The organism is Curtobacterium sp. MCSS17_015 (genome assembly GCF_003234265.2).
GTDB lineage: Bacteria > Actinomycetota > Actinomycetes > Actinomycetales > Microbacteriaceae > Curtobacterium.
Genome location: NZ_CP126256.1, coordinates 3126892 through 3147394 on the forward strand (window position 1 = coordinate 3126892; position 20503 = coordinate 3147394).

General features: G+C 72.9%; 16 protein-coding genes. 7 read left to right on the forward strand and 9 right to left on the reverse strand.

Annotation, left to right across the window (positions count from 1 at the left end):
* Positions 1-7 precede the first annotated feature (7 nt).
* Positions 8-367: a GntR family transcriptional regulator gene (locus DEJ18_RS14970; protein ID WP_111080122.1), complete on the forward strand. Its 360-nt coding sequence runs from the start codon at positions 8-10 to the stop codon at positions 365-367.
* A gap of 32 nt (positions 368-399) precedes the next feature.
* On the opposite strand, the gene DEJ18_RS14975 is transcribed toward DEJ18_RS14970, so the two are convergent.
* Complete coding sequence (locus tag DEJ18_RS14975; RefSeq protein ID WP_111210134.1) at positions 400-1254, reverse strand: endo alpha-1,4 polygalactosaminidase; 855 nt, start codon at positions 1252-1254, stop codon at positions 400-402.
* Between the two features lie 360 nt (positions 1255-1614).
* On the opposite strand from DEJ18_RS14975, the gene DEJ18_RS14980 reads away from it, so the two are divergent.
* The gene (locus tag DEJ18_RS14980) at positions 1615-3249 is read left to right on the forward strand and encodes a DEAD/DEAH box helicase (protein WP_111209971.1); all 1635 of its coding nucleotides are present in this window, start codon (positions 1615-1617) and stop codon (positions 3247-3249) included.
* A gap of 134 nt (positions 3250-3383) precedes the next feature.
* Positions 3384-3584 carry a CsbD family protein gene (locus DEJ18_RS14985; protein WP_111080019.1) on the forward strand — a complete coding sequence of 67 codons (201 nt, stop codon included), beginning with the start codon at positions 3384-3386 and terminating at the stop codon, positions 3582-3584.
* Between the two features lie 79 nt (positions 3585-3663).
* On the opposite strand, the gene DEJ18_RS14990 is transcribed toward DEJ18_RS14985, so the two are convergent.
* Entirely contained in the window at positions 3664-4218 is a 555-nt protein-coding gene (locus tag DEJ18_RS14990) for an NUDIX hydrolase family protein (RefSeq protein WP_111209970.1), read from the reverse strand.
* A gap of 74 nt (positions 4219-4292) precedes the next feature.
* On the opposite strand from DEJ18_RS14990, the gene DEJ18_RS14995 reads away from it, so the two are divergent.
* Positions 4293-4910 carry an alpha/beta hydrolase gene (locus tag DEJ18_RS14995; protein WP_111209969.1) on the forward strand — a complete coding sequence of 206 codons (618 nt, stop codon included), beginning with the start codon at positions 4293-4295 and terminating at the stop codon, positions 4908-4910.
* A 15-nt stretch (positions 4911-4925) separates the two neighbouring features.
* Here the strand turns inward: DEJ18_RS14995 and DEJ18_RS15000 are convergent, their stop codons facing one another.
* On the reverse strand, positions 4926-5588 hold the full coding sequence (locus DEJ18_RS15000) for a PadR family transcriptional regulator (RefSeq protein WP_258376869.1): 663 nt from the start codon (positions 5586-5588) through the stop codon (positions 4926-4928).
* 144 nt (positions 5589-5732) lie between these two features.
* Here DEJ18_RS15000 and DEJ18_RS15005 point away from each other — a divergent pair, with 144 nt between their 5' ends.
* Complete coding sequence (locus tag DEJ18_RS15005; protein WP_111210132.1) at positions 5733-10472, forward strand: ATP-dependent helicase; 4740 nt, start codon at positions 5733-5735, stop codon at positions 10470-10472.
* An 8-nt stretch (positions 10473-10480) separates the two neighbouring features.
* On the forward strand, positions 10481-11260 hold the full coding sequence (locus DEJ18_RS15010; RefSeq protein ID WP_111080023.1) for a DNA-formamidopyrimidine glycosylase family protein: 780 nt from the start codon (positions 10481-10483) through the stop codon (positions 11258-11260).
* 1 nt (position 11261) lies between these two features.
* Here DEJ18_RS15010 and DEJ18_RS15015 read toward each other — a convergent pair whose 3' ends face one another.
* The 5 genes from DEJ18_RS15015 to DEJ18_RS15035 form a co-directional block, all read right to left on the reverse strand.
* Positions 11262-11786: a hypothetical protein gene (locus tag DEJ18_RS15015; RefSeq protein ID WP_111080024.1), complete on the reverse strand. Its 525-nt coding sequence runs from the start codon at positions 11784-11786 to the stop codon at positions 11262-11264.
* A gap of 78 nt (positions 11787-11864) precedes the next feature.
* Positions 11865-13931, reverse strand: coding sequence for a glycosyl hydrolase (locus tag DEJ18_RS15020; protein WP_111209968.1), 2067 nt, complete (start codon positions 13929-13931; stop codon positions 11865-11867).
* Positions 13928-14668, reverse strand: coding sequence for an HlyD family secretion protein (locus DEJ18_RS15025; protein WP_111080026.1), 741 nt, complete (start codon positions 14666-14668; stop codon positions 13928-13930). The genes DEJ18_RS15020 and DEJ18_RS15025 overlap by 4 nt, the downstream gene beginning before the upstream one ends.
* A complete protein-coding gene (locus tag DEJ18_RS15030; protein ID WP_111209967.1) occupies positions 14665-16656 on the reverse strand; it encodes a glycosyltransferase family 2 protein in 1992 nt (663 codons plus the stop codon). Before DEJ18_RS15030 ends, DEJ18_RS15025 begins: the two co-directional genes overlap by 4 nt.
* Before the next feature lie 429 nt (positions 16657-17085).
* Entirely contained in the window at positions 17086-18009 is a 924-nt protein-coding gene (locus DEJ18_RS15035; RefSeq protein ID WP_220034301.1) for a LysR family transcriptional regulator ArgP, read from the reverse strand.
* A 69-nt stretch (positions 18010-18078) separates the two neighbouring features.
* Here DEJ18_RS15035 and DEJ18_RS15040 point away from each other — a divergent pair, with 69 nt between their 5' ends.
* Positions 18079-18906: a LysE/ArgO family amino acid transporter gene (locus DEJ18_RS15040; RefSeq protein WP_111209966.1), complete on the forward strand. Its 828-nt coding sequence runs from the start codon at positions 18079-18081 to the stop codon at positions 18904-18906.
* Between the two features lie 25 nt (positions 18907-18931).
* On the opposite strand, the gene DEJ18_RS15045 is transcribed toward DEJ18_RS15040, so the two are convergent.
* Positions 18932-20413 carry an APC family permease gene (locus DEJ18_RS15045; protein WP_111209965.1) on the reverse strand — a complete coding sequence of 494 codons (1482 nt, stop codon included), beginning with the start codon at positions 20411-20413 and terminating at the stop codon, positions 18932-18934.
* Positions 20414-20503: the final 90 nt, after the last annotated feature.

A 20503-nucleotide genomic window follows, 5' to 3' on the forward strand; every position in this document is an offset into this window, starting at 1 on the left:
GGACCGCATGTCGGGATTCGTCGCGATCGACGCCGGCGGCCGGGTGCCGCCCTTCGAACAGGTACGGTCGCAGCTCGCCGCGCAGATCACGGCCGGCTACCTGGTGGACGGCGAGCGGTTGCCGAGCGTCCGCGGGCTCGCCGCCGAACTGGGACTGGCCGCCGGGACGGTCGCCAAGGCCTACCAGTTGCTCGAGGAGGCCGGACTCGTGCACACCGCACGCGGCGCCGGCACCCGGGTGGTGCGCCCGGCCGAGGTGCCGGAGACCGTGACGGCTGCGGCCACGGCGCTCGTGGCCGCGGCGCGCGATGCCGGCCTGTCGGCGGACCAGACGGCCGCAGCCGTGCGGGACGCCTGGCCGGTGTAGCGCGGGCGGACCACACGGACCGACGGCACCGCTCAGCAGTGCTCGAAGACGTACCCGTCGCTGCCGGCGGGCACGAGCTCCCGGTCGCGGAGGATCGTCATGCGCGGCCGGTCGGTCATCGCGCACACGTCGGACCAGTCCTGCTCGAGGGTGTCCGCGTACTCGACGTCCACCACGCGGTCGCCGTACACCTCGGTGTAGGCCGCGCACTCGTCGTACTGCACGCACTCCTCGGCGACCGCGAAGTCGAAGCCGGCTCGCCGCTGCCCGTCGGTGCCGAGCTGCGGCGTGTTCTTCTGCGCGGCGGCGAGTCCCTCGTCGTGCGCCACCCGGACGAGCGCGGCGGCGAGGGCCAGGTTCCCGGAGCGGGTGAGACGGCCGCCGGAGCGGGTCCACGAGTCGAGGTTGTCGAACTCCACGGCGTCGAAGCCACGGTCGGCACACCGTGCGACCGTGCGGCCGAGGACCTCGGTGATCGTCGCCCGAGCCGTGGCCGTCCGGGTGTCGAGGAGCACCTCGTCCGGCCAGCCAGGGTCGGACACGGGCGCTCCGGACGACGTGCGGAGGACCGCTCCCGGGTGATCGGACAACCAGGCTGCCCGCTCCCCGGGCTGGGTCTGGAACCCGTTGACGTAACAGATGCCGTACGTGCCGGCCGCCGGCCGCTCGGTGCTGTCGCGCTCGACGACGGTGACGCCGGCAGGCGGGGCGTAGCCGCCGCCGAGCTGGTAGTCGGGCACGCCCGTGGTCGGCAGCGCGCGGGGTGCAGCGCCGGCGGCCGCGCCCGTCGGGCTGGCACCGCTCGGGGCGGCCGCCGCGCACCCGGTCGAGGCGAGCACGACGACGGCCACCAGGGCCGCGAGGACGACGGGGTTCCGGGAGCGCACGAGGCATCCTCGCACGCCGATCGCGAACACCCCCTCCCGCTCGGGCCCCTGAGCCCGCTATGCTGGCATCACTCGAGGCGCCGATCGCCTCGTGCGTCGTACGGACGCCCCCGAAACTCCCGGTGTCCCGCACCGAGCCCCAGTGGCTCACGAGCGGAACCGACACCGATGTATCGCGCACCTCCCCTCCCCCGGAACCCGTCCGGTGGGAAGGACCCGGTGCCAGGCTCTCTGCTGCGGCGACAGCACCCGTTCACCAGCGCCGTCTCCCCTCCGGACACGGACCGCTCACGGATGCGCTCCCGCCCGCGCCGGCCTCGACCGCGCGCCTTCCGGCCGGCAACGGCCCGAGAGGTCACCATGACCACCCAGAACACCCCCACCGCCGACGTCCGCTTCGCCGACCTCGGCGTCCCCGCCCCGATGGTGGACGTCCTCGTCGCCCAGGGCAAGGAGAACGCCTTCCCGATCCAGGTCGACACCCTGCCGGACTCACTCAAGGGCAAGGACGTGCTCGGCCGCGGCCGCACCGGCTCCGGCAAGACGATCGCCTTCGCGATCCCCCTCGCCGCACGCCTGGCCGCCTCCCCCCGCAGCCGTCGCGCCGGGCGCCCCCGTGCGCTCGTGCTCGCCCCGACGCGTGAGCTCGCGACGCAGATCGACGCGACGCTCGCCCCGCTCGCCAAGGCCATGGGCCTCAACACGACGACCATCTTCGGTGGTGTCGGTCAGGGCCGCCAGGTAGAGGCGCTGAACCGCGGCGTCGACATCGTCGTGGCCTGCCCGGGCCGCCTGGCCGACCTCATGCAGCAGGGTCACGTGCACCTGGACGCCATCGAGGTCACCGTCCTCGACGAGGCCGACCACATGGCCGACATGGGCTTCCTGCCCGGCGTGACGAAGATCATGCAGGCGACGCCGGTCAAGGGACAGCGGCTGCTGTTCTCCGCCACGCTCGACAACGGCGTGGACAAGCTCGTCAAGAAGTTCCTGCACGACCCGGTGATGCACTCGGTCGACGACGAGACCAGCCCCGTCGAGGCCATGACCCACCACCTCTTCGAGGTCGCGGACGCCGACGCGAAGAAGGACCTGGTCAAGGCCCTCGCCTCCGGCACCGGCCGTCGCATCCTCTTCATGCGCACGAAGCACCACGCCAAGCGCCTCGCCAAGCAGCTCTCCAGCCAGGGCATCCCGGCCGTCGACCTGCAGGGCAACCTGTCGCAGGGCGCCCGCGAGCGCAACCTCGCCCGCTTCTCCTCCGGTGACGCCCTGGTCCTCGTGGCCACCGACGTCGCGGCCCGCGGCGTGCACGTCGACGCCGTCGAGCTCGTCGTGCACGTCGACCCGCCCACCGAGCACAAGGCGTACCTGCACCGTTCGGGCCGCACCGCGCGCGCCGGTTCGTCGGGCGACGTCGTCACCGTGACGATGCCCGCCGAGCGTCGTGACGTCGCGCAGATGATGCGCGCCGCCGCGATCAAGGTCACCCCGCAGCAGGTCACCGCGACCTCCCCGGCGGTCACCGAGCTCGTCGGCGAGGTCGCCCCGTACCGCGAGGACACCACCCCCGCGGTCCAGCAGCAGCAGCCGCGTCGCCAGTCCTCCGGCGACACCGCCGGTCAGGGACGTGGCCGCTCGCGTGGTCGTGGCGCCCCCGCCGGTGGCACCGGTGGTCGTTCGGGAAGCTCGGCCTCCGCCGGGCGCTCCGCTGCGGGCACCGACTCGGCTGGTTCGGGCTCCCGCCGCGGTGGTCGGTCCGACTCCGCCGGTCGCGACGACCGCCGTGGTGCCTCGACGGGTGGTGCCGCCTCCGGGCAGCGCCGGGGTGGGCCGCGCCGTGCCGCGTCGGACACCACCCGTGGCGGTTCCGCGTCGGTGTGGTCGTCGGACGGCGGCTACGCCGCCGGTCGCACCCCGCGTGACGACGCGGCGCTCGCAGCCCGTCGTGGTGGGTCCCGCCGCGCCTCCCGTCCGGCCGGCAGCGGTCGCTGACCCGGTCCGGACGGACCCGGTCCGCCAACCTCAACGTCTCCTCCGAGCGGCCCGACGTCGCGGCGTACGGTACTGGTCACCGGCGGATGCGCGAGCGTCCACCGGGGAACTGTCCGTCGTCGGAAGGAGCTCGTATGGCTGGGATCGAAGACATCAAGAACGCCGCTGAGAAGGCGGCCGGCAAGGCCAAGGAAGGCTTCGGCAACGCCACCGACAACGACCGCCTGAAGACCGAGGGTCAGACCGACCAGGGCAAGGCCTCGGCCAAGCAGGGCGTCACCGACGTGAAGGACGCTGCACACGGCGTCGCCGACTCCTTCAAGAACGACAAGTAACGAAGCCGGTCTCGTACCGCGCTGCGAAGCCCCCGGATCCGATCGGATCCGGGGGCTTCGTCGTGCGCGGGACGCGAGGTCAGTGCAGGGCGCCCACCGAGGCGAGGCCGGCCCGGAGCAGGGCACCCCGACCGCCCTCCATCTCGTCGGCGACGGCGTCGGACGCCGCCTCCATCGGGCTCATCCAGGTCAGCTCGAGGGCGTCCTGGCGCGGCTCGCACGTGCCCGTCACCGGGACGACGTAGGCGAGCGAGATCGCGTGCTGCCGTTCGTCGGTGAACACCGAGGCGCCGGGCAGCGGGAAGTACTCGGCGACGGTGAAGGGGTTCGGGCTCGCCGGCAGCTGCGGGAACGCCATCGGACCGAGGTCCTTCTCGAGGTGGCGGAACAGCGCGGTGCGGATCGACTCGCCGTACATCACCCTGCCGGACACGAGCGTCCGCGCGATCGACCCGCTCGGGGACACGCGCAGCAGCACGCCGACCTCCGTCACGACTCCGAGGCCGTCGGTGCGCACCGGGACCGCCTCGACGTAGGCGATGGGCATGCGACGGCGGACGGTCGCGAGTTCCTCGTCCGACAGCCAGCCGGAGCCGGAGTCGGGATCGGGGTCGGGGGTGCGGAGCGATGCCATGCACCGTTCCTACCAGGCCAGGCGGCGAGTGCGGTGCCGGAGGAGCACGGCGGTGCACGGATAGCGTTGTCCACATGGTGGATGCAGACGTCGTGCAGTGGACCCGGTCGGCAGCGGACCGCGTCGGGACCCCGCTCCTCGTCGCCCTGCACGGGGTCGGGTCGCACGAGCACGACCTGCTCGGGCTGGCGCCGGCGCTGCCCGCGACGTGGACGGTGGCAGCGCTCCGGGCGCCGGACCCGTGGGGTCCCGGCTTCAGCTGGTACCCGCTCGAGGCGCCCGGGTCGGCCGACCCCGCCGCCGTCGAGGCGTCCGCGGCCGCGGTGCTCGACTGGATCGACGCCGTCGCGGCCGACCACCCGCGGATCGGTCTGCTCGGCTTCTCGCAGGGCGGGTCGATGGCCCTGCAGCTCCTCCGTGCCCGACCGGAGGCGTTCGCGTTCGCCGTCTCGCTCTCCGGTTTCGTGGTCCCCGGCGTCGACGACGGCCGTGACGACCGGCTGGCCGCCGTCCGACCACGGGTGTTCCTCGGGCACGGGGACGCCGACACGGTCGTCCCCGCCGAGGCCACCGCCAGGACCAGCGTGTGGGCGGCCGCACACACCCGGGTGACCGACCGGAGCTACCCCGGCCTGCCGCACGCGGTCGCCGCGGCGGAGCTCGCGGACGTCGCGGCGTTCATCGGCGACTGAACGGGGGACGGACGGTCAGTCCGCCAGGATCTGCAGGAGGTCCCGGCGCAGTTGGTCGACCTTGGCGGTGGCGGCGGTGAGCTGCTCCTCCGTGGCGGTGGTCCGGTACATGTGCAGCACGCCCATCGCCCTGCGGAGGGACTCGACGAACGCCCGCTGCGAGTCCGGGACGCCGGGCGTGGACTCCCACGCGGCGGCGATCTCGTCGGCCTTCGCCTCGACCTCGGCGCGTCCGGCGTCGGTGAGTTCGAAGAGCGTCTTGCGGCCGTCGCCCGTCGAGACGACGAGCTCTTCGTCGACGAGCTGCTGGAGCGTCGGGTAGACCGAACCGGGGCTCGGCTTCCAGGCACCGCCGGTGCGCTCGGCGATGGTCTTGATGACGGCGTACCCGTTCTGCGGGCCCTCGCCGAGGAGGCCGAGGACGGCGAGCCGGACGTCGCCGCGACGGCGGCGCTCGCGACCCGGGCCGAAGCCGCTGCCGAAGCCCGGGCCGAACCCGGGTCCGCCGAAGCCCGGGCCGCCGAAGCCGCGACCGCCACGGCCGGCGTGGTCGTGGTCACGGCCGGGGAACCCGGTGCCGTGGTGCTGGCGGGCGCCGCCGAAGCGGAGCCCGCGGGGTCCGCGACCGAAGGGGCCGCGGTGGGATGTGGTGCTGGTGTGGTCGTCCATGGAGTGCATGACGACTCCTTTCGTGGAGGATGGTCCGCGACCGTACTCGTACCGGTCGCGATGCAGTAACGATAGATCGGTACTGTTCGCCCTGTCAAGCACGCGTCCCCGATCAGGACGCTGTCGGTGGTCGGGAGCAGGATGGAGCGGACCATGACGGACGTCTTCGAGCGCTTCTCCCCCGCCACCGCTGCGTGGTTCCGGGGTGCCTTCCGCGAACCGACGGCAGCGCAGGCCGGGGCGTGGGACGCGATCTCCACCGGGCAGCACGCGCTCGTGATCGCTCCGACCGGTTCCGGCAAGACCCTCGCCTCGTTCCTCTGGTCGATCGACCGCCTCATCGCCTCGACCGACACCCCGCCGGCGAAGCAGCGGACCCGGGTGCTCTACGTGTCCCCACTGAAGGCCCTCGGCGTCGACGTCGAGCGCAACCTCCGGAGCCCGCTCGTCGGCATCACGCAGACCGCCAAGCGGATGGGCCTGGAACCCCCGGACGTCACGGTCGGGGTCCGGAGCGGTGACACCCCGTCAGCCGACCGGCAGCGGCTCCTGCGGCTCCCGCCGGACATCCTCATCACGACGCCCGAGTCGCTCTACCTCATGCTCACGTCGAAGGCCCGCGAAACGCTCGTCAACGTCGACACGGTCATCGTCGACGAGGTGCACGCGGTGGCCTCCTCGAAGCGCGGCGCCCACCTCGCCGTGTCGCTCGAGCGCCTCGACGACCTGCTCGAGAAGCCCGTGCAGCGCATCGGCCTGTCCGCCACCGTGCGTCCGGCGGAGGAGGTCGCCCGGTTCCTCGGCGGTCGCGCCCCCGTGCAGATCATCGCGCCGCCCGCGCAGAAGACCTTCGACCTGCGCGTGGTCGTCCCCGTCGACGACATGACCGAGCTCGGCGCCCCACCGGTCGGTGCAGACGCGACCTCCAGTCCGACCAACGGATCGATCTGGCCGCACGTCGAGGAGTCCGTGGTCGACCTCATCGAGCAGCACCGGTCGACGATCGTCTTCGCCAACTCCCGCCGACTCGCCGAACGCCTGACCGCCCGACTCAACGAGATCCACGAGGAACGGGCGCTCGCGACGACGGAGGTGGCCGAGCCCGTGGCAGCCGGCGTCGGTGCAGCGGCGGTGGCGCAGTCCCCGGGCCGGGCGTCGGCGCACGCGCCGGTGGCCCAGCCGAAGCGACCCCCGGCGCAGCTCGTCGGCGGGTCCGGACAGACCGAGGGCGGCGGCTCGGACCCGAGCGTGCCGGTGCTCGCCCGCGCCCACCACGGCTCGGTGTCCAAGGACCAGCGCGCGATCATCGAGGACGACCTGAAGTCCGGGCGGCTGCGCTGCGTGGTCGCCACCAGTTCGCTCGAACTCGGCATCGACATGGGCGAGGTCGACCTCGTCATCCAGGTCGAGGCACCGCCGTCGGTCGCGAGCGGGCTGCAGCGCGTCGGCCGTGCCGGGCACCAGGTCGGCGAGGTCTCCCACGGCGTGCTGTTCCCGAAGCACCGGGCGGACCTCGTCAACAGCGCCGTCACCGTCGAGCGGATGGTCAGCGGGCAGATCGAGTCGATCTCGGTCCCCGCGAACCCGCTCGACGTCCTCGCGCAGCACACCGTCGCCGCGGGGGCGGTCGACACGATCGACGTCGAGCACTGGTTCGACCTGGTCCGACGCAGCGCACCGTTCAGCGGCCTGCCCCGCTCGGCGTTCGACGCGACGCTCGACCTGGTCACCGGGCGGTACCCGAGCGACGAGTTCGCCGAGCTGCGACCGCGCCTGGTCTGGGACCGCGTGCACGGCACCCTGACCGGTCGTCCCGGTGCCCAGCGACTCGCCGTCACGAGCGGCGGGACGATCCCCGACCGCGGGATGTTCGGCGTCTTCATGGTCGGGGAGCGGGCCTCCCGCGTCGGCGAACTCGACGAGGAGATGGTCTACGAGTCCCGCGTGGGCGACGTCTTCGCGCTCGGGGCCACGAGCTGGCGGATCGAGGAGATCACGCACGACCGCGTCCTGGTCAGTCCGGCGTTCGGGCAGCCCGGACGCGTGCCGTTCTGGAAGGGCGACGGCCTGGGCCGACCCGCGGAGCTCGGCCGCGCGACGGGCGCCTTCGTGCGCGAGGTCGAGTCCGCCTCGGACGAGGACGCCCGCGCACGGGTGGCGGGCGTCGGACTCGACGAGCGCGCGGTCACGAACCTCATCACCTTCCTCCGCGACCAGCGCGCCGCCACCGGCCACGTGCCGAGCGACACGACGCTCGTCGTCGAGCGCTTCCGCGACGAACTCGGCGACTGGCGCCTCATCCTGCACTCCCCGTACGGCATGACGGTGCACGCCCCGTGGGCCCTCGCGGTCGCGGCCCGCCTGCGGGAGCGGCACGGGATCGACGGCGGTGCGATGGCCGCGGACGACGGCATCGTGGTACGGATCCCGGAGACCGACGCCGAGCCTCCCGGGGCCGACCTGTTCGTCTTCGACCGCGACGACCTCGAGGCGATCGTCACCGACGAGGTCGGCGGGTCCGCGCTGTTCGCCGCCCGGTTCCGCGAGTGCGCCGCCCGGGCGCTCCTGCTCCCCCGCCGTGACCCCGGCCGCCGCTCGCCGCTCTGGCAGCAGCGTCAGCGGGCGTCCCAGCTGCTCGAGGTCGCTCAGAAGTACCCGACGTTCCCGATCCTGCTCGAGACCGTGCGCGAGGTCCTGCAGGACGTGTACGACGTCCCGTCCCTGCTCGGGATCGCTGACGAGATCGCCCGGCGGCGCATCCGACTCGTCGAGAGCGAGACCGAGCAGCCGTCGCCGTTCGCCCGGACGCTCCTGTTCGGCTACGTCGCCGCCTTCATGTACGAAGGCGACTCACCGCTCGCCGAACGTCGGGCCGCAGCCCTGTCGCTCGACTCGACACTGCTCAGCGAGCTGCTCGGTCGCGCCGAGCTGCGCGAACTCCTCGACCCCGCGGTCATCGCCGGCGTCGAGCGCGACCTGCAGCGGCTCTCCCCGGACCGCCGAGCGCGGGACGTCGAGGGCATGGTCGACGTCCTGCGACTCGTCGGCGCGCTCGACCTCGACGAACTCCTCGACCGCAGCTGGCTGGCGGACGCCACCGACCGGGCCGAGGCGGGCGCCACCCTGCGCACGGCACTCGAGGGGCTCGAGCGCGACCGCCGGGTCCTCGCCTTCTCGCACGCCGGCGCCACCCGGTGGGCCGTCATCGAGGACGCCTCCCGGCTCCGCGACGCGCTGGGCGTCCCGCTGCCGATCGGCGTCCCGACCGCGTTCGTCGAACCGGTCGCGGACCCGCTCGGGGACCTCGTCGGCCGGTACGCCCGCAGTCACGGGCCGTTCAGCCTGCAGGAGGCGGCCGGTCGACTCGGGCTCGGCGTGGCGGTCGTGCAGGACACGCTGCGTCGCCTGGTCGCCGACCGACGGCTGGTCGAGGGCGAGTTCCGCCCCGACCGGCAGGGCGCGGAGTGGTGCGACTCCGAGGTGCTCCGACGCATCCGCACGAAGTCGCTCGCGGCGCTCCGGCACGAGGTCGAGCCGGTGTCCCCGGACACGCTCGCCCGGTTCATGCCGGCGTGGCAGCACGTCCGCGTCCCCGGCACCCGCGGCGGGCTGCGCGGGATCGACGGCGTGCTGCAGGTCGTCGACCAGCTCGCAGGTGTCGCCCTGCCCGCCAGCTCGTGGGAGTCCCTCGTGCTGCCGGCCCGGGTGTCCGACTACGCCCCGAGCATGCTCGACGAGCTGACCGCCACGGGCGAGGTCCTCTGGTCCGGCGGCGGCACCCTGCCCGGCAGCGACGGCTGGGTGCGCCTGCACCTCGCCGACACCGCGGCGACGACCCTGGCCGAAGCCGCCGGGGACGAGACGACCGAGCTGCAGCGGGACGTGCTCGGTGCCCTGGCCGGCGGCGGCGCCTACTTCTTCCGCCAGCTCGGCCAGGCCGTCGGGAGCACCGACGACAAGGCGTTGACGACCGCCCTCTGGGACCTCGTCTGGGCCGGACAGATCACGAACGACACCTTCGCCCCGCTCCGGGCGATGCTCGGCGGCAAGGCGCGGACCTCCAGCGCTCCCCGCACCCGGGCGTACCGCGGACGGCGACGCCCGACGCTGCCGACCCAGTCCGGACCGCCGGACGTCGGCGGCCGCTGGTCGCTCCTGCCGCTCGCCGAACCCGACGCGACCGTCCGGGCCGCGGCCACCGCCGAACTCCTGCTCGAGCGCTACGGCGTCGTCACCCGCGGAGCCGTGCAGGTCGAGGGGGTCCGCGGCGGCTTCGCCGGCGTGTACCGGGTGCTCGCGAAGTTCGAGGAGTCGGGCCGCGCCCGACGCGGGTACTTCGTCGAGGGGCTCGGCGCGGCGCAGTTCGCCACCGGGCCGACCGTCGACCGGCTCCGCACCTACGCGAAGGACCTGGACGACGAAGAGCGCGCCGACCCGGACCGCGTGCGGGAGGCGCTCACGCTCGCCGCCACCGACCCGGCCAACCCCTACGGCGCGGCGCTGCCGTGGCCGCACGACGCGGCTGACGAGGACACCGACGGCTCGACCGGCACCGAGGCCGTGGGCACGTCCGCGTTGACGACCACCGCCCCGGTGACGAAGACCGGACGGGGGCACCGACCCGGCCGCAAGGCGGGCGCGCTCGTCGTGCTCGTCGACGGCCAGCTCGCCGTCTACGTCGAACGCGGTGGCAAGAGCGTGCTGACCTTCACCGAGGACCCGGCCGACCTGGCGGCAGCGGCGGCGTCGATCGCGGCCACGGTGCGGACCGGACTCGGCAAGCTGTCCGTGGAGCGGGTCGACGGCGAGTTCGTCCTCGAGTCGGCGCTCGGCACGGCGCTCCGGACCGCGGGCTTCACCGCCACCCCGCAGGGACTGCGGCTCCGTGCCTGAGGTCGATCGTGCCTGAGGGCGACACCGTCTTCCGGGCGGCGGCTCGCCTGCACGCCGCACTCGCCGGGAAGGTCCTGACCCGCAGCGACTTCCGCGTGCCCGCGTTCGCCACGCTCGACCTGGTCGGTCGGACGGTGGACGAGGTCGTGCCGCGGGGCAAGCACCTGCTGCACCGGATCGGCGACCTCACCGTGCACTCGCACCTCAAGATGGAGGGCCGGTGGGACGTCTACCGCCCCGGTGAGCGCTGGCGGCGTCCCGCGTTCCAGGCCCGCGTGGTGCTCGACGCGGCGGACGTCTCGACCGTCGGGTTCACGCTCGGCGTCCTCGAGGTGGTCCCCCGCGACCAGGAGTCCACCGTCGTCGGACACCTCGGCCCGGACCTGCTCGGCCCGGACTGGGACGCCGACCGCGCACTCGTGAACCTCACCGCCGACCCGGATCGTCCGGTCGGCCTCGCCCTCCTCGACCAGCGGGTGATGGCGGGCCTCGGGAACGTCTACCGCAACGAGCTCTGCTTCCTGCGGGGCGTGCTGCCCACGCGCCCCGTCGGCGAGGTGCGCGACCCGGCGCGGATGGTGACCATGGCCTCCCGGCTCATCGTCGCCAACCGCGACCGGAGCAACCGCGTGACCACGGGCGTCGACCGACCGGGGCAGCGGTTCTGGGTCTACAACCGGGCCGGCAAGCCGTGCCTGCGCTGCGGCACGCGCGTGCGGTCGGGCGACCTCGGCGAGTCGGACCTCACGCTGCGGGACACCTACTGGTGCCCGCGCTGCCAGACCTGACTCAGTGGTCGACGGCCTCGACGATGCAGCTCTGGACCTGCTTGGCGGCCTTCGACGTCTCGGAGAACGCGGACGGCGCCGCGGTGGCCGACCCCTGCTCGTCGGCGACGACGTCCTCGGCCACCTTGTTCACCGGGAACACCATGCCGTCGAAGTCCTCGGCGGTCGGGTCCTCCTCGGTGCCCCAGATGCCGACCTCGTCGTCGTTCGGGTCGTCGCTCGTGTTCGGGGCGACCGAGACGCCGAGGTACCAGCCCTCGTCGCTCTGGGTGACGCTGACGACGTCGGTGCCGTCGTGCGGACCGACGGCCTCGTCGAGGACGTCGACGGCGGCGCTCGAGGCGACCCCGCACGGCGCGCTGTTGCGCTGACCGGGGTCGGAGCGCGTCGCGGACTCCTCGGAGCCCGGGACCTTCCCGACCGGGTTGCCGTTCTGGGCACCGGCGTTGGAGCAGCCGCCGAGCAGCAGGCCGACGGTGGCGAGGCCGACGAGGGTGGCGGTTGTCTTCGCGCGCAAGGTGGTCATGGTCCCGACGCTAGGCCGCCGGAGGTGTGCCGGAGCCCAGGAGCGCGTCCCCCGACCACGCTCCCGGTCCGGCGTCCGCTACCCGCGCGCCATGATCCAGGCGAGCAGGTAGGACCGGGTGTTGCCGGTGTCGATGTCCTCCGCCGGCAGGTCCCGTGCCGCGTCGAGGGCGGCCTCCGCCTCGGCTCCGGACGCGAGCGCCCGGTACATGAGCAGGTAGTCCCCGAACTGCACGGCGTAGTCGCCCTCCGGCACGGCCTCCCGGAGCACCTTCGCGATCTGTTCCTCACCACCGGCGGCCACGTAGTCCGCGGCGACGGCGGGCATCGGGATGAGCTCGATGCCCGCCGGAGCCGCCGGGTCCGCGCTGAACCACGTGGCGTGGTCCCGCTTGCCGCCCCAGTTCAGCGAGACGACGGTGTGCTCGAAGCCCGGGAACGCCCGCAGGTCCGGGTCGAGGACGTCCCGCTGCGCGGACACGGCCTCGTTCGCGAGCAGCCAGTCACCGAGTTCCTCGGTGGCGCGGGAGCCGGAGACGGCGCCCCAGCGGGCGAGCCCGTTCCAGGCCGAGACCGCCTCGGAGGACGACTCCTGGTTGTTCCCGTCGGCGAACGGCGAGTACCCGGAGGCCCACGAGTGCTGCGCGTAGGGGTCGTACACGCGGAGCTCGGGGAAGGACTCCGTGGCTGCCGGGGACGCGATGTCCGCGGCGACCAGGTCGAGCACCGGCTTCCACTTCGCGACGAGGTCGTCCGAACCGTCCGCCACGATGGCCGCCGCGGACAGCAGGTACCCGTAGTGGAAGTGGTGGTCGTTGAACTCGTCCGAGCCGTACGACGGCGCCTGGCCGACGAGGCCCTTCACCGTGTCGTCGTACAGGAAGCACCGGGTGCCGCTGACGCCGCAGCCGTCGGGGTCGGTCCACTGGTCGATCTGGGTGACGAGCTGCTGCTGCAGCCCGGTGGCCACGTCATCCAGGTCGAGCTGGGTGGCGAGCCGGTACAGGTTCGCGACGCGGTACAGGTCCTTGCCGCCGCCGTAGCTGTCCGCGCCGAACGACGCCGCCGAGACGCCGCCCGCGTCCGCACGGACCTGGGCGACGAGCGTGTCGCGCTGCGACGACGTCAGGCCGGACAGGTCCAGCTCGTCGTCGGCCGGGAGGCTCGGGGCCGAGAACCGGAGCACGTCACCGATGCAGACGGGTGCGTCGCCGGTGATGGTCGCGTAGTGCAGTCCGGTGCACCGCAGCCCGGTCGCGCCCTGGCCGGGCTGGGGGACGATGACCGTCTTCCCCGTCGCGGCCGTGCGGTAGCCGAGCGCCGTGCGCTGCGCTCCGTCGCTCCCCGACCCGGTGGACGAACGGGCGAGCGTCACCTGCTGCAGCGGGGACGCCGCTGCGGCCGAGAGTGCCTGCACCTGCTTCGTGGTCGCGTCGTCGGGGACCGGGAAGAGCACCACCGAGCCGTCCGCCGCGAGACGGATCGACCTGCCGTCGACCTCCCCGCTCGTGACGACGCCCCAGGTCCGGCCGTCGGCGGCGATGGTGCCCGTCGTGGTGCCGTCGGGTCCGTCGCCCGTGCCGGTCACCGCTCCCGTGACGGTCACGGTCTGGGCACCCTCGGCGGTGTACGAGACGAGGGGCGACCCCTGCGCGAGCACCGTGCGTCCGAGGACGGCGGCACCCGCGCGGTGTTCGACGGTCACCGAGACCTGGTCGTACGCGGACACCAGGGTCCGGTCGGCGCCGAGGTCGAGCCCGACCTGCTGCACGGCGCCGCCGGCGATCGTCTTCTCGGTCGCGCTGACGACCGGCAGCCCGGCCGCGAAGCCGTCGTCGGTCACCTGCCACGAGATCGGGGTCGGGAAGACCGGCTGCGGGGCGTCGCCGTACACGAGGCCCGAGAACCACCGGTTCGTCGGTGGGACCAGTCCGTCGGCGAGGCGCATCGTGCCCGCCGTCGTCTCCGCGACCGAGCCGAGTGCGGTGACGGCGCGCTGCTGGGCTGCACCGTCCACGGTGGGTGACGCGGTCCCGGTGGCGCGGTCCGCGCCTCCCGTCCCGGTCTCGGTCCCGGTGCAGGCGGTGAGCACCAGGGCGGACGCGGCCGCGAGGGCGACGGCGCCGGCGCGGAGCCGCACGCTCACAGCCCGATCTGCCGGAGGAAGTCGCGGAACCCGTCGGTCACGCCGGACAGCCGACCGTCGTCCCGGAGGTGCAGGGTCGCGTCCACCGGGGTGCCGGGGCTCGTGACGCCCGAGGACGGCGAGGCGGACAGCTCCGGGCTCTCCACCGACACGGTCGTCTTCGCCTGGCCGTCGGCGTCCGTGACGACGCTGACGTCCTCGACCGTGCCCTCGATCGACCGGTCGTTGGGCAGGAGCAGGTCGACCGTCGCACCGTCGGTGATCCGGCCGTAGTCGCGGGGGCTGACGAGGAACTCGGACGTGACGAACAGGCTCTGCGCCTTGTGGATCGTGCCGAGTTCGGCGCCCGCCTGCACGTACCCGCCGGCCTTGACGTCGAGCGTCGCGACGGTGCCGGAGACCTCCGCCTTGAACGTGATGAGTCCGTCGGACTCGATCTCGTAGGCGCTGGTCGTCGTGTTCGCTCCGACGACGCCCTTCCGGATGTCCTGCGCGAGCTGCAGGCTCTGGACCTGCATGAGCTCCTGCCCCTCGCGGACGGTGTCGCCCTCCTCGACGTACTCCTCGGTGACGGTGCCGCCGTAGTCGGTGCCGACGGCGTACTCCTGCGCGGTGATCGCGGCCGAGGTGCTCGCCACCGCGCTCCGGCGCTGGTTGAAGACGAGCGTGCACGCCGCCACGAGGACGAGTACGAGCACGATGCCGCCGTACAGGCGGAGCCGGTTGGTCCAGGTCACGAAGCCACCTCCACGGGCGTCGGGGTGCCGGCGGCGGCGCTGGCGGTGATGACGTCGCGTGCGGACTGCAGCGCGTCGGGGCGGACCACCTGGGTCCGCAGGGCGGGCGCCGGCTCGAGGCCGACCGTTGCGAGCACGAACACCGGGGCGGTGTCGGCGTCGCGCTCCTCGCGGGCGGCACGGCGGCCCGCCGACTGCTCGCGGAACGCGGTGATGATGAAGGCGCCGAAGATGAGCGAGTTCGTGATGTTCCACGCCGTCGCCAGGGTCAGCTGTCCGTTCGACACGTCACGCCAGATCGCGACGACGCTCGTCAGGGACAGGAACACGAAGACGAGCACCTGGGGCACGATGAAGTTGAACGGCGACGGTGCCCGACCGCGTCCCGCTCCCGTCACGTGCCAGGCCTGCTCCTTCCCGCACAGGACGTTCCAGAGCGCTCGGGCGTAGATCGGGAACGAGACGGCGGCGAGCAGCAGCGTCTCGTAGCGGAACGACCCGAGGGCGTAGAAGGCCAGGACGACCTGCATGAGGTAGAAGCCGAGGTAGAACAGCACCCATTCACCGACGCCGATCGACATGTTCATCGGGCGGAGGTCGAAGAAGATCTCCAGCGGCGGGACGAGGAGCAGCAGCCCGGGGACGATGCCCGTCAGGTAGAAGCTCGCGGTCACGAAGTACTGCAGGCGCTGGTCCATCGTCAGCTTGCGCTTCGGGTTGAACGGGAAGTGCGTGAGCAGGATCTCGAACCCACCGGTGGCCCAGCGGAGCTGCTGCTTGCTGAACGCCTCGATCGTCTCCGGGGCGTCGCCGACCGCGAGCGTCATCGGGATGAAGACCGACTTCCAGCCGCGCTCGTGCAGGTGCAGGCTCGTCCAGACGTCCTCGGACTTCGAGTCGGTGTGGATGCCGCCGACGTCGTCGATCGCCGCACGCCGGAAGATGACGTTCGTCCCCACGCAGAAGGCTGCGTTGAACCGGTTCCGCCCGGGCTGGATGAAGCGGTAGAACACCGTCTGCATGTAGCCGGCGCCGCGGGAGACGAGGTTGTGCAGGTTGCCGTAGGTCTGTGGGGTCTGCACGAACGCGATCGACCCGTCCGCGAAGAACGGCACGGTCTCGAACAGGAAGTCCTTGCCCGGCACGAAGTCGGCGTCGAAGACCGCGAAGTAGTCGCCCTTCGCCAGGGTCAGGGCGTGGTTGATGTTGCCCGCCTTCGCGCCGTTCGAGGACAGGCGCCGGACGTACCGGGCACCGAGGCGGTCGGCGAGCGCACGGACGTCGTCGCTCCGGCCGTCGTCGAGGACCCACGTCCGGTGCTCGCCGCGCATCGCGACCGCCGCGGCGACCGTGGCGGCGATCTTCGTCAGTTCCTCGCCGTACACGGTGATGAACACGTCGACGACGACCTGCTTGCCGCGGACGCGCATCGGCCAGAGGTGGCTGCGCTCGGCGAGCCCGTCGCGGTCGATCTGGTCGAGGTCGAACAGCGTGTCCTGGGTGTTGTGGAACGCGAAGTCGCGCGGGTCGGAGCCCCCGGACAGGATCGTCCACATCGACAGCAGGGACTGCCCGACGAGGACGCTCTCCGCGACGATGACGAGGCCGTACGGCAGGAAGTCGCCGCGATTGGCGGGGTTGAGCAGGAACACCGCGTACGTGACGACGCCGAGCGTGGCCAGCAGCACGATGAGCACCATGACGGGGCTGTGGGCCCGGGTGTCGGCGCGGGTGCGGCGCGCGGGGGTCGCCTCGGCGCGGCCGCCGGGCCGCTCGGTCGAGCGGTCCGGCCGCTCGACCGGCCGGCCGGTCCGACGCTCGGGGCGGCGGGCTGCGGCGTCGACGGCGCCACTGCCGGAGGAGGACCGACGGCCGGACCGGCGACGGGGGTCCCCGTCGGCCGGGACCTCGATCACGGTGCGGTCGTCGGGTTCGGTCGGGGGTGCAGAGGTCGTCCGGGGTCGCCGGACGTCCGTGGGTGCGGACATGCGCGTTCTCCTGTCGGGTGTCGGAGATGTCAGTCCGCCGTGCTCGCGGGGGCACGACGGATGACGGGTGTCGGCGACGGTGGCGACAGGACCCGGACGCAGTGGTCCGGCGCGGACGGAGGCTAGGGTTCCTCGTCCGTGGCACGGTGCTCGCCGTGGGTGCGGCGTGCACCGGAGGGGGCCCGCCCTCGGGAGGCGTGACCGTGTTCGGTGATGTCGGGTCGAGCTGCCGACGGCCCGCGCCGTCGGTGGTGCTGATCGTACGTCACCGGTCGGAGCCGGCATGTGACGATCGTGTGAACACACCCCCTGGGCGGGGGCCACGGGCGCGTCGTGGTGCTGGCCGTGCGTTCCGCGGACATCCGCCGCCACGGGCGCGTCACGGGCGCGTCATGGGTACGGGCGCACGGAGCGACGCCGACCCGGCCGTCACCCCCGAGCGGGGTGCAGCCGCTCCGCCGCGACCGCCCGGACGGCCTCGGTGACGCGTTCGAGCAGCGGGGACGCCAGGTTCCAGCGCTGCCACCAGAGCGCCACGTCCGCCCGCCGGCCGGGCGTCAGCTCGACGAGTGCGCCCGACCGGAGGGCGTCGAGGCACTGCGCCTCGGGCAGGAGGCCCCATCCGAACCCGAGCCCGACGGCGCGGGCGAAGTCCGCGGAGTTCGGGACGAAGTGCCGGGGGCCGCGGGGAGCGTGCCCGAGCACCCGCCGGAGGAACCCCTGCTGGAGGTCGTCGTCGCGGTCGTAGTCCACGAGCGGCACCCGGTCGAGACGGGCCGTCATGCGCCGCTCGGTGTCGGCGTCGGCGAGGTAGCGGGTGACGAACGCCGGCGACGCCACGGCCCGGTACCGGTCGACGCCGAGCGGCACCGACGAGCAGCCCTGCACGGGCTCCGACTCGGCCGTGACCGCTGCCATCACCGTGCCGGCGCGGAGGAGCTCCGCGGTGCGGTCCTGGTCCTCGCGGTGCAGGTCGAACACCACCTCGGTGTCGCGGCGGACCAGGGCGAGGGCGTCGAGGAACCAGGTCGCGAGCGAGTCCGCGTTGACGGCGAGCGGGATCGAGGGCGTCCGCCCGGGCACCGTCGCGTCGGCGACGTCGAGTGCCCGCGAGGTCTCCTCGTCCAGCAGTCGCACCTGGCGCGCGTGCCGGAGCACGACCTCGCCGTCCCGCGTCGGGCTGATCGGTGTGGTCCGCTGCAGCAGGACACGTCCGACGAGCTGCTCCATCGCCTTCACCCGCTGCGACACCGCCGACGGGGTGATCGCGAGCTCGCGCGCCGCGGCTTCGAAGGTGCCGGCATCGACCGCGGCGAGGAGGGTCTCGAGGTGGTCGCGCTGGAGGTGCACCATGAGCGCAGCTTACGGCCGACCAGGAACGTGAGCTGGTCTGGTGGCGGGGTCCGGCCGTACGGTTCCCCTGTGACCGCACTCCTCCCCGTCCTCTCCGGCCTCGGGACCGGTCTGGCCCTCATCGTGGCGATCGGGGTGCAGAACACCTACCTGCTCCGGCTCGCGGTCAGCGCACGCCTCGGCGTGGTCGCCGTGGCGGTCGGCGTCTGCGCCCTGTCGGACGCGGCCCTCATCGTCGCCGGGGTGCTCGGCGTCGGCGCGGTCGTCGAGCGGGTGCCGGCTGCGCTGCTCGTCATCCGGTTCGTCGGGGCCGCGTTCCTGATCACGTACGGGGTGCTCGCGGCCCGGCGGGCGCTGCGGCCGTCCGGGGACGCCATCCGCCTGGACGACCGCGCAGCGGAGGACGGCGTCCCCGTCGCGGCCGCGGTGGACGCGGACGGGAGCGGGACCACCGACGCGGTGCCGGGGCACGCCCAGGAGGCCGCACCTGCGTCGCGGGGCCGCACCGCGCCTCCCGGCCGGGTCGACTCCGGACTGGTCGGCGCCGGCCCGGTCGATTCCAGACTGGTCGATTCCGGGCCGGTCCGCTCCGGGCCGGGCGGACCGACGATGCGCGCCGCGGTCCTGACGATGCTCGTCTTCACGTGGGCGAACCCGCACGTCTACCTGGACACGCTGGTGTTCCTCGGGTCCGTCGCGAACCAGCAGGGGCCGGACGACCGCTGGTGGTGGACCGTCGGCGCCGTGGCCGCGAGCTGCCTGTGGTTCGGCGCGCTCGGCTTCGGCGGGCGGCTGTTGCGGCCGCTGTTCGCGAAGCCGGTGACCTGGCGGGTGTTCGACGCCCTGGTCGCGGTGGTGATGCTGGCCTTCGGGCTGACGCTGCTCCTCGGCGCCTGACGGGCCGTCGACGCCGAGGAGGCGGTCAGCGGGACTGCTGGCGCAGGTCCTGGCCGACCCGGCTGTTGCGGCGGCTGTAGCCGAAGTAGATCGCGAACCCGATGGCGAGCCAGACGACGAAGCGGAGCCACGTCTCGACCTCGAGGTTGAGCATCAGCCAGAAGCACAGCACGGCGGACAGGATCGGGATGACGGGCGACCACGGCACGCGGAACGCACGCGGCGCGTCGGGACGGGACTTCCGGAGCACGATGATGCCGATCGACACGAGGACGAAGGCGGAGAGCGTTCCGATGTTGATCATGCCCTCGAGGTTCTCGACCGGCGTGAACCCGGCGAGGAACGCCACGATGACGCCCGCGACGACCTGCACGCGGACCGGGGTCTGCGTCTTCGGGTTCGTCACCGAGAGCCAGCGCGGCAGGAGGCCGTCGCGGCTCATGGAGAAGACGATGCGGGACAACCCGAGCAGCAGCACCATGACCACCGTGGTGAGCCCGATGAGCGAGCCGATCGCGATGATGCCGGCGGCCCACGGCAGGCCGACGAGGTCGAAGGCCGAGGCGAGTGACGGTGCCTCCTCCTGGGCGAGCTGCTGGTAGGAGACCATGCCGGTGATGACGATGCTGACGCCCACGTAGAGGAGCGTGACGATGCCCAGGCCGATGAAGATGCCGCGCGGCAGCGTCTTCTGCGGGTTCTCGGTCTCCTCGGCACTGGTCGCGACGACGTCGAAGCCGATGAACGCGAAGAACACCAGGGACGCGGCGGCGAGCAGGCCGAAGACGCCGTACTGCGCGGGCTCGGACCCGGTGGCGAAGGACACCAGCGACTGGGTCCAGACGCTGCCCTCGGCGCCCTTGGCCGGCTCGGCCTCGGGGATGAACGGCGTGAAGTTCGCGGCCTTGACGAAGAAGGCGCCGACCACGATGACGAACAGGACGATCGCGACCTTGATGATCGTGATCACCGCGGAGACCCGGCTCGACAGGCGGGTGCCGAAGGCCAGCAGCGCGGTGAAGACACCGACGATGAGCACCGGCCCCCAGGTGAAGCCGATCGGACCGACCGCGATGGTGCTCGGCAGTGTGATGCCGAAGACGTCGAACGCGGTGCTGAGGTAGATGCCCCAGTACTTCGCGATCACGGCGCTGGCCGTCAGGGTCTCGAGGATGAGGTCCCACCCGACGATCCACGCGAGCAGCTCGCCCATCGTGGCGTAGGTGAACGTGTACGCGGAGCCGGCGACCGGGATCGTCGAGGCGAACTCGGCGTAGCACATGATCGCGAGGCCACACGTGACCGCGGCGAGGATGAACGAGATGATGACGCCGGGGCCGGCGAAGTTCGCGGCGGCGTTCGCCCCGACCGAGAAGATGCCGGCGCCGACCGCGACGGCGATCCCCATCGCGGCGATGTCGAACGTCTTCAGGGAGCGCTTGAGGGAGCGCCCCTTCTCGTCGGCGTCGGCGAGCGACGCCTCGATGGACTTGGTGCGGAGGGCCATGGGACGTTCCCGTCATCGGAGCAGGCGGACCCGGGAAGGGTAGTGGTATACCGCTTGCTGTCACAAATGGGAGTCACCCCGTCACACTGT